Genomic DNA, 7444 nt, shown 5'->3' with positions numbered 1-7444 from the left:
GGCCATTTTTTATTGACGTGTCACTCATTGAATTAGATAAAAATAAAACGAACGCGCTATAACTATGAGCAAGCTCATTTAATCAATGGTAAGCGCATGCACCCAAGAGGCTCATGCCACTGCGGCAGCGTCAGCTTCCACGTCGAAGCTTCTAGTCTTTGTCCTTTTAATAGCTGTTATTGCTCTATGCTGTCTAAAAACTGCAGGAGGTTGCGGCTATGCCATTAAGTAAGGACCGAGAAATAAATTCAAAACTGGAAAACTAAAGATTGCAGAATTTAATATTGACGATATCAAACGTCCTTTAAAGTGGAATTACTATGGCTTAATCGATAAAGATTGCTATCAACTAAATACAAGTTTGAGCTCTGAGTCGACAACCGTCACTTCTTGCCTGAGTGGCCACTTGATGAGCACCAGAAACGGTGATGTATGGTCCAATATTCTTCCAGAAGCGCCCACTAGAGAGGAGATTGATACTTTTCTTCTAGAGCAGCGAATCCCGAAAAGATTGATCACTGAGTTTAATCTAAACCCACCCTTAATTATTCCTGTCGTTGCACCTTAATGTTGCCAGCCCAAGCCATGTTGAATACATGTTCGTTTGGGCCATGCTTCGCTAGATATTCCAGTTTCTCTTTCGCTTGTTCAGCGGTTGGAAATTCACCATCTTCAATCCACCAAAGTGCCAGGTGCGGGCCTTTGGTTTTTTGGAACCATTCTTTTTTACGCTTAAGAATGTCTAAGTGCTCGCCTTGATACACGTAGTTCTTCAAAGCATCGAGTGATTCCCAAACCGAGATATTAACAATCACTTTTGGGTCATCAAATAAACGTACCGCGGTTGCATCACCCTCTTCGGTTTGAAAGCGCCAAACAAAGCCTTCACTTCTTTCCGCAAGCATGTTGATATGATCAATCGCTTCTTTGAAATCGACCATTGAAGGATGATCTACTTCTTCGAATCCATATGCGATATTTATTTGTGCAAGTTGCGCCATATCCCCTTCCTTGAATGCATCACTGCGCTAAGATTGTCTTTTCATAATCTACAGGCAAGAAGTTAACTTACAATGATCGCCATTATATTTGAAGTTGTCCCAACCGAAGGTAAGAAACAAGAGTATTTAGACATTGCAGCATCACTTAGACCAATGCTTTAAACTATTGAGGGTTTTATTTCAATTGAACGTTTTGGCAGTCTGGTAGATGAGAACAAGATACTGTCACTCTCTTTCTGGCGAGATGAAGCGGCGATTCAGGAATGGCGAAACCTAGAGGCCCACCGTTTTGCGCAAGCCAAAGGCCGTGGAGGCGTGTTTAAAGAATATCGTTTACGCGTGGCCGAGGTATCTCGTGACTACTCAATGGTTGAGCGAGATAATGCACCATCAGACAGCCGTGCACATCATGAGAACTAGACTTAGGCTTTCACCAGAGAAGCAGTAAAAAGTACCTGCTTCGATTTAAGCAGCCTCGGACATCTCCAAAGTTGGAAGCGGTAAATCCCAAATCGCAGCGAGAATCGACACAAGTTTTTGCTCAATCTCACAGACCTTGCCATCCACTTCAGCTGCCGCTAATAGACCTTTTATCAATCGAGGCGTCAGCAGAGGGTAAGCTTTCTTCAGCTCACTACAGGCTGTAGTGAATTCTTTCGTTGAAATATTCAATGCTAACTTGGTACCAGCCAAGTCAATACCGCTCGCTTTACCAGCGGCCTCAATAGCCGCCAATTGATCACGAGTTGTTCTCGTCCCCATTTGAACGAATTTGGTCACGGCAATGCGGTAAAAGCCGCCGATACTCTCAATATTTTTGTACTTAGGCTTAACCGGCTTAGCTAAGCCAAAAAAGCGATCACATGGATTACGAAACAACTCAAAACCCAACCACTCTGATAACGAACGTTTTTTATCTGCGCTAATGACCTGAAGGTAAGATGATCTAAATGCGGAGTACTCTTCCTTTGATAAAGTTTTAAGCGATGGAATTGCCGCACGGAGCAAATCTAATTTTTGCGATAAAGATAAGGGCGCGATCCGTTCACTCCAATCGTTGGTCGCAACAGACTCATGCCCAATAAACGCGTAATACACACCTTTGGCGTCATAGGAAGTGTGCACACGCTCCAATAAACTCTTAAGGTTAAACGCCGGTTCAGCAGCAGCTTGCTCCTGAAATTCAAAACTTATATCGCTGCTTCCAGATGATTCAGATTGCACAGCTTTCGATAAATCTTCCGCATGAAGTGAGCCTCCAGAAAACCCCATGACTGGATCACCAAACTCACTCCGAAGCTCAGCTTCAGCCGTCGACTCAACATACTGGCCATTCCAATTTGGCAGCAAACGCTCAATACGTTCATCAACTGGCGGGTGCGTAGCAAACAGACGACTATTAAATGCAGCTGAGAAGAAGAAATGCCCTAGTTCATGCGCTCGTGGATTATCAATTTTAGAATGTTTACCGTAGCCGCCAATAATCTGAAGCGCTTCACCAATGCCGGTCGGGTTGCGCGTGAACTGTACCGCCGAAGCATCCGCTAAATATTCGCGCTGTCGACTAAGCGCCGCTTTAATCACTTCACCAAAAAACTGCCCAACCGTACCGAGAAGCCACAAGGCTAGCCCTGCTATAAAAATAACAAACTGACCGCCGTTATTTTTTCTGGAGGAGTTAGAGAATCCATAAGATCTACGATAGCTTCGGTGTGACCCTGCCTCCATTAATATTCGACCAGTTTCATTGATCATGGTAAGGCCATGAAGCGTCGCAACAACACGTACATTCAAGCGCATATCACCATTAAGAATATGGCTGAACTCATGTGCAACAACCCCTTGCAGTTGATCACGATTCAGCTGCATCAAGGCACCTTGGCTAACCGCAACAACCGCATCATCACTACTAACTCCAGCCGCAAAGGCGTTAATACCTTGCTCGTTCGTTAGTACATAAACAGGAGGAACTGCCATGCTGGCAGCTAGCGCCATTTCCTCAACGACGTTAATTAAGCGACGCTCGTGTGGCTCTTTGGTATCAGGGTTTACGCGCTTTCCACCCAAAAGTTCAGCGACAACATGGCCACCCTTACTTAAGTCGGACCACTTTGACCACGTAGCCACCGCAATCACACTGACAATAATCGCGCTAACAATGGCGATCTTGTCCCAACCAAAATTATCAATGATCGCGAGCAAGGCTTGATACCAAGGCAAGCTAGAAACGTTAATTCGCTGGGTGCCCGCTAAGTTACCAATATCGCTAAACCAAACAAATACGACAAACAAAGCATTGGTTAGAACGACCAAGACAAATACAGCCAAACAAAAAAGCAGAATCAAACGCTGACTCTGCTTTCGGGCTTCTTCCTGTGCCAGGTAGAAATTCACGTTTTATCCTTAAAACAGTTTTTAGAAACTAACTTTAGGGGCCTGCTGAATTGCTGCTGAGTCTTCAAACTCTAACAACGCTGCATCTTTGCTGTGACCAAAGGTTGGTGCGAAAAAGTTGTTCGGGAAACTTTGACGAAACACATTGTAGTGTGTGACGGAATCATTAAACGCTTGGCGCGCAAATGAGATTCGGTTTTCAGTAGAAGTGAGCTCTTCGGTAAGTTGTGCAACATTCTCATTGGCTTTTAACTCTGGATACGCTTCCACCGCAACATTAAGCACACCGAGAGCAGATTGAAGCATGCCTTCGCCCGATGCTAATTTGCCTAACGCTGAGGCACTCGCGGGATTTTGAGACGCAGCCTTCAAACCGGCAAGTGCGGTGTTTCGAGCACTAATCACAGCCTCAAGCGTTTCTTTCTCATGGCTTAAATACGCCTTAGTTGCTTCAACCAAGTTAGGGATCAAATCGTAGCGTCGCTTTAATTGCACCTCAATTTGCGAAAAGGCATTTTCATATTGATTTTTGAACGCGACTAAATTGTTGTAGATGCGAACGATATAAAAAACAACAAAGATCAGAACGATCCATGAAATGATGGTTGAAACTTCCATAAGACACTCTCCTTAAAGTAATTACTTAAGACTAGATGACTTATGGAAGTCTGTGTAGCGTGACACGCAACTAAGATAGAGATTAGCGTCACATGCTAAACACTGATGAATTATTGTACTTCTTGATACGCCCAAGCTAACCAAGGCATTAAGGCCTCAACGTCACTCGCCTCTACCGTCGCGCCACACCAAATACGCAAACCATCTGGCGCGTCACGATAAGCACCGATATCAAAAGCAACATTTTCGTCAGCCAGAAGTTTAATCATGGCTTTAACTTGCTCTGGCGTCGCATTCAATTTTAAACACACACTAGTGTTCGATAAGGTATTTGGATCTTGCGCTAAGAAGTCGATCCAGTCATTTGCCGCGACAAACTTTTCAATGGCAGTCAGGTTTGCTTGAGAACGATCAATCGCACCCTGCAATCCACCAAGACTATCCACCCAAGCAAGTGCATCGAGATAATCGGCCACACATAACATTGATGGCGTGTTGATTGTTTCGCCACGGAAAATACCTTCAACCAGCTTCCCTTTTTTAGTCAAACGGAAGATCTTAGGTAAAGGCCATGCAGGCGTGTATGACTCTAGGCGCTCAACCGCTTTAGGACTGAGAATTAACATGCCATGCGCACCTTCACCGCCGAGTACTTTTTGCCAGCTGTAAGTCACTACATCTAGCTTTTCCCATGGCATGTCCATAGCAAATACCGCTGACGTAGCATCACAAATGGTTAAGCCTTCGCGATCATCAGCGATCCAATCGGCATTCGGCACCTTTACCCCTGCCGTGGTGCCATTCCATGTAAATACCACATCATGCTTCGGGTTAGCCCGCGACATGTCTGGTAATAAGCCGTAATCAGCGTGGTAGTGGTTCACGTCATCCAACTTCAATTGGTTGAGAATATCTGCCACCCATGTTGAACCGAACGACTCCCATGCAAATACATCCACTGTTCGAGCACCAAGCAATGACCACAGAGCCATTTCAACGGCACCTGTATCAGAAGCTGGAACGATGCCAACTCTGTAACCTTCGGGTAAACCTAGCAAACGCGCTGTTTCTGAGCAGGCACGACCTAAAGCGTCTTTGCCAATAGCCGCACGATGCGAACGACCAAGCGTAGAGATATCTAAGTTATTGACGTCGTAACCCGGGCGCTTACTGCATGGGCCTGATGAAAAATTAGGGTTAGCAGGCTTAAGGCTTGGTTTAGTAAAACCAGTCATATACTCTCCAGACAACAATAAGTGGGATGCTAAAAACAGGCCGGCAATGCTATCACCAGACGTGGGCTAAGTCACTGAATCAACAGAGCGCCATAACCATTATAACGCGCACAAACTTTGCTCAACTATTTCCTGATTGGGCTACTTACATTAAACTAGCGCGCCTCTAAAAGAGCGATCCGATTAACCTCTGATGTATAGGAATAAACATGTCAGCATATTCAGATAACGATGTCGTCATCGTTGCAGCAAAACGTACCGCAATGGGTAGCTTCGGAGGCAGCCTAAGCACAACTCCAGCTCCAGAACTTGGCGCAGCAGCGATTAAAGCGAGCATCGAGCAGGCTGGCATTGCAGCAAGCGATATTGATGAAGTGATCATGGGTCACGTTCTTCCAGCAGGTGTTGGTCAAGCCCCAGCTCGACAAGCGTCACTTGGCGCAGGCATCCCAGAAAGCGTGCCAACCACAACGATCAACAAAATGTGTGGTTCGGGCATGAAAGCAGTGATGCAAGCATTTGACGCGATCAAGGCAGAATCTTGTGAGTTAATGGTTGCTGGCGGCCAAGAAAACATGTCGCTTGCACCTTACATTGTTCCTAAAGCACGCACGGGTTACCGTTTAGGTCACGGCGAGCTTCTAGATCACATGTTCTATGATGGACTTGAAGACAAGTACACCAGCAAATTGATGGGTAAGTTTGCTGATGAAAACAGCCAAGAAGATGGTTTAAGCCGTGAAGACATGGACGCGTACACCTTGCGTTCACTAGAGCGTGCTCAGACAGCGACAAACGAAGGTTGGTTCGCTGAAGAAATTGTTCCTTTCACAGTTAAGTCGCGTAAAGGTGAAGTTGTTTTTGATAAGGATGAGCTTCCTGGTCAAGCACGCCCTGAAAAAATCCCTTCACTTCGTCCAGCATTCGACAAGAATGGCGTTGTAACTGCAGCTAACTCATCAGCAATTTCTGATGGTGCGGCAGCTGTAATTCTTTGTTCTGGAAAAGTTGCAAAAGAAAAAGGTTTAACGCCACTAGCGGTAATTCGTGCGACTTCTTCTCACGCAGAAGCTCCAGCGAAATTTACGCACGCACCATGTGGCGCTATTGAAAAAGTACTGAACAAAACAGGTTGGGCTTCAGCTGATGTTGACTTGTTCGAAGTGAATGAAGCCTTCGCAATGGTTGCAATGACAGCAATGAATGCGCACAACATTCCAGCTGAGAAGATCAACATTCACGGCGGTGCAGTAGCACTTGGTCACCCTGTTGGTGCTTCAGGCGCACGTATTATTGCTACGTTGATCTACGCCCTTAAGAAAGAAGGTAAGGCAAAAGGTCTTGCTAGCTTGTGTATCGGTGGTGGTGAAGCGACTGCAGTAACACTAGAACTTATCTAATAAGTTCGGGGTCGGAGTACATATGTACTCCGACCCCAATATTCCTAACAACAACCCGGCTTCCGACTAAAACGATTCAGCTAGTTCTTCAATTTTCGCACGCGCTTTCTCAGAAGCAGCATCGCGATTCGCATTCGTTGCATCCGCAGCAATCACCTCAACATTTTTTACGCCGATAAATGCTGCAACTTGCTTCATGTACGGTACAACGAAATCGACAGGACTGCCTACCGGCGCGCCACCCGTTGAAACAACTAAGTACATCGTATCAATGTTCAACAAACCCTCTGGGCCATTTTCTGTGTAACGGAAAGTTTCACCAACACGACAAATCATATCGACCCATGCTTTTAGTGACGCTGGAATACCAAAGTTATACATTGGTGTTGCGATCACCAAGGTGTCTGCTTCTTTTAACTCTTTAACAAGTTCTTCGCTTTGGCTGATCAATGATTTCTGTTGATTTGATCGATCATCTGCGGGTGTATAAAACGCACCTACGTGCTCACCTGTAATGAACGCAATATCGTTTTTTGAAACATCACGCTCCACGACGTTGGCGATCTTTCCCGCGACCTTTTCATTTGCCAACAACTCATTGGCGAGCATACGGCTAGTTGAATTTTCACCTTGAACACTTGCTGCTACTGAAAGAATATTTTTAGCCATTTTGGCTTCCTCAAACTTTGATTTACTAAACGTTGATAAGAAGTATAAGCATTGTATTCAAACGAATAAGCAGGTACTTTTGCGCTATATAATCAAAATTTTTGAACAATAAATAATGACATGAATC

At 45.1% G+C, this 7444-nt stretch carries 6 protein-coding genes and 1 pseudogene; 2 read left to right on the top strand and 5 right to left on the bottom strand.

The window, feature by feature from the left end:
• Positions 1-545: 545 nt before the first annotated feature.
• Complete coding sequence (locus A3762_RS03470; RefSeq protein ID WP_068754107.1) at positions 546-1001, bottom strand: DUF3291 domain-containing protein; 456 nt, start codon at positions 999-1001, stop codon at positions 546-548.
• 165 nt (positions 1002-1166) lie between these two features.
• On the opposite strand from A3762_RS03470, the pseudogene A3762_RS28580 reads away from it, so the two are divergent.
• A pseudogene (locus A3762_RS28580) lies at positions 1167-1289 on the top strand (antibiotic biosynthesis monooxygenase); the annotation flags it as partial.
• Between the two features lie 177 nt (positions 1290-1466).
• Here A3762_RS28580 and A3762_RS03465 read toward each other — a convergent pair.
• The 3 genes from A3762_RS03465 to A3762_RS03455 all read right to left on the bottom strand — a co-directional run bounded on the left by A3762_RS03465 (position 1467) and on the right by A3762_RS03455 (position 5248).
• On the bottom strand, positions 1467-3395 hold the full coding sequence (locus tag A3762_RS03465; RefSeq protein WP_068754105.1) for a M48 family metallopeptidase: 1929 nt from the start codon (positions 3393-3395) through the stop codon (positions 1467-1469).
• 21 nt (positions 3396-3416) lie between these two features.
• Complete coding sequence (locus A3762_RS03460; protein ID WP_068754103.1) at positions 3417-4013, bottom strand: LemA family protein; 597 nt, start codon at positions 4011-4013, stop codon at positions 3417-3419.
• A gap of 110 nt (positions 4014-4123) precedes the next feature.
• Entirely contained in the window at positions 4124-5248 is a 1125-nt protein-coding gene (locus A3762_RS03455; RefSeq protein WP_068754101.1) for a phosphoserine transaminase, read from the bottom strand.
• Between the two features lie 209 nt (positions 5249-5457).
• On the opposite strand from A3762_RS03455, the gene A3762_RS03450 reads away from it, so the two are divergent.
• Positions 5458-6648, top strand: a complete 1191-nt coding sequence (locus A3762_RS03450; protein WP_068754099.1) for a thiolase family protein — start codon at positions 5458-5460, stop codon at positions 6646-6648.
• Positions 6649-6714: 66 nt separating this feature from the next.
• Here A3762_RS03450 and A3762_RS03445 read toward each other — a convergent pair whose 3' ends face one another.
• Positions 6715-7317, bottom strand: a complete 603-nt coding sequence (locus A3762_RS03445; protein WP_068475621.1) for an FMN-dependent NADH-azoreductase — start codon at positions 7315-7317, stop codon at positions 6715-6717.
• Positions 7318-7444: the final 127 nt, after the last annotated feature.

It is taken from the genome of Oleiphilus sp. HI0125, assembly GCF_001635355.1.
Note: the sequence above shows the minus strand (reverse complement) of the source record. Positions and strands in the feature narration are given on the sequence as shown.

Excerpts from the sequence above, each read along its gene's own strand:
- A3762_RS03470 (WP_068754107.1), bottom strand. The coding sequence starts at position 1,001 with ATGGCGCAACTTGCACAAATAAATATCGCATATGGATTCGAAGAAGTA.
- A3762_RS03460 (WP_068754103.1), bottom strand. The coding sequence starts at position 4,013 with ATGGAAGTTTCAACCATCATTTCATGGATCGTTCTGATCTTTGTTGTT.
- A3762_RS03455 (WP_068754101.1), bottom strand. The coding sequence starts at position 5,248 with ATGACTGGTTTTACTAAACCAAGCCTTAAGCCTGCTAACCCTAATTTT.
- A3762_RS03450 (WP_068754099.1), top strand. The coding sequence starts at position 5,458 with ATGTCAGCATATTCAGATAACGATGTCGTCATCGTTGCAGCAAAACGT.
- A3762_RS03445 (WP_068475621.1), bottom strand. The coding sequence starts at position 7,317 with ATGGCTAAAAATATTCTTTCAGTAGCAGCAAGTGTTCAAGGTGAAAAT.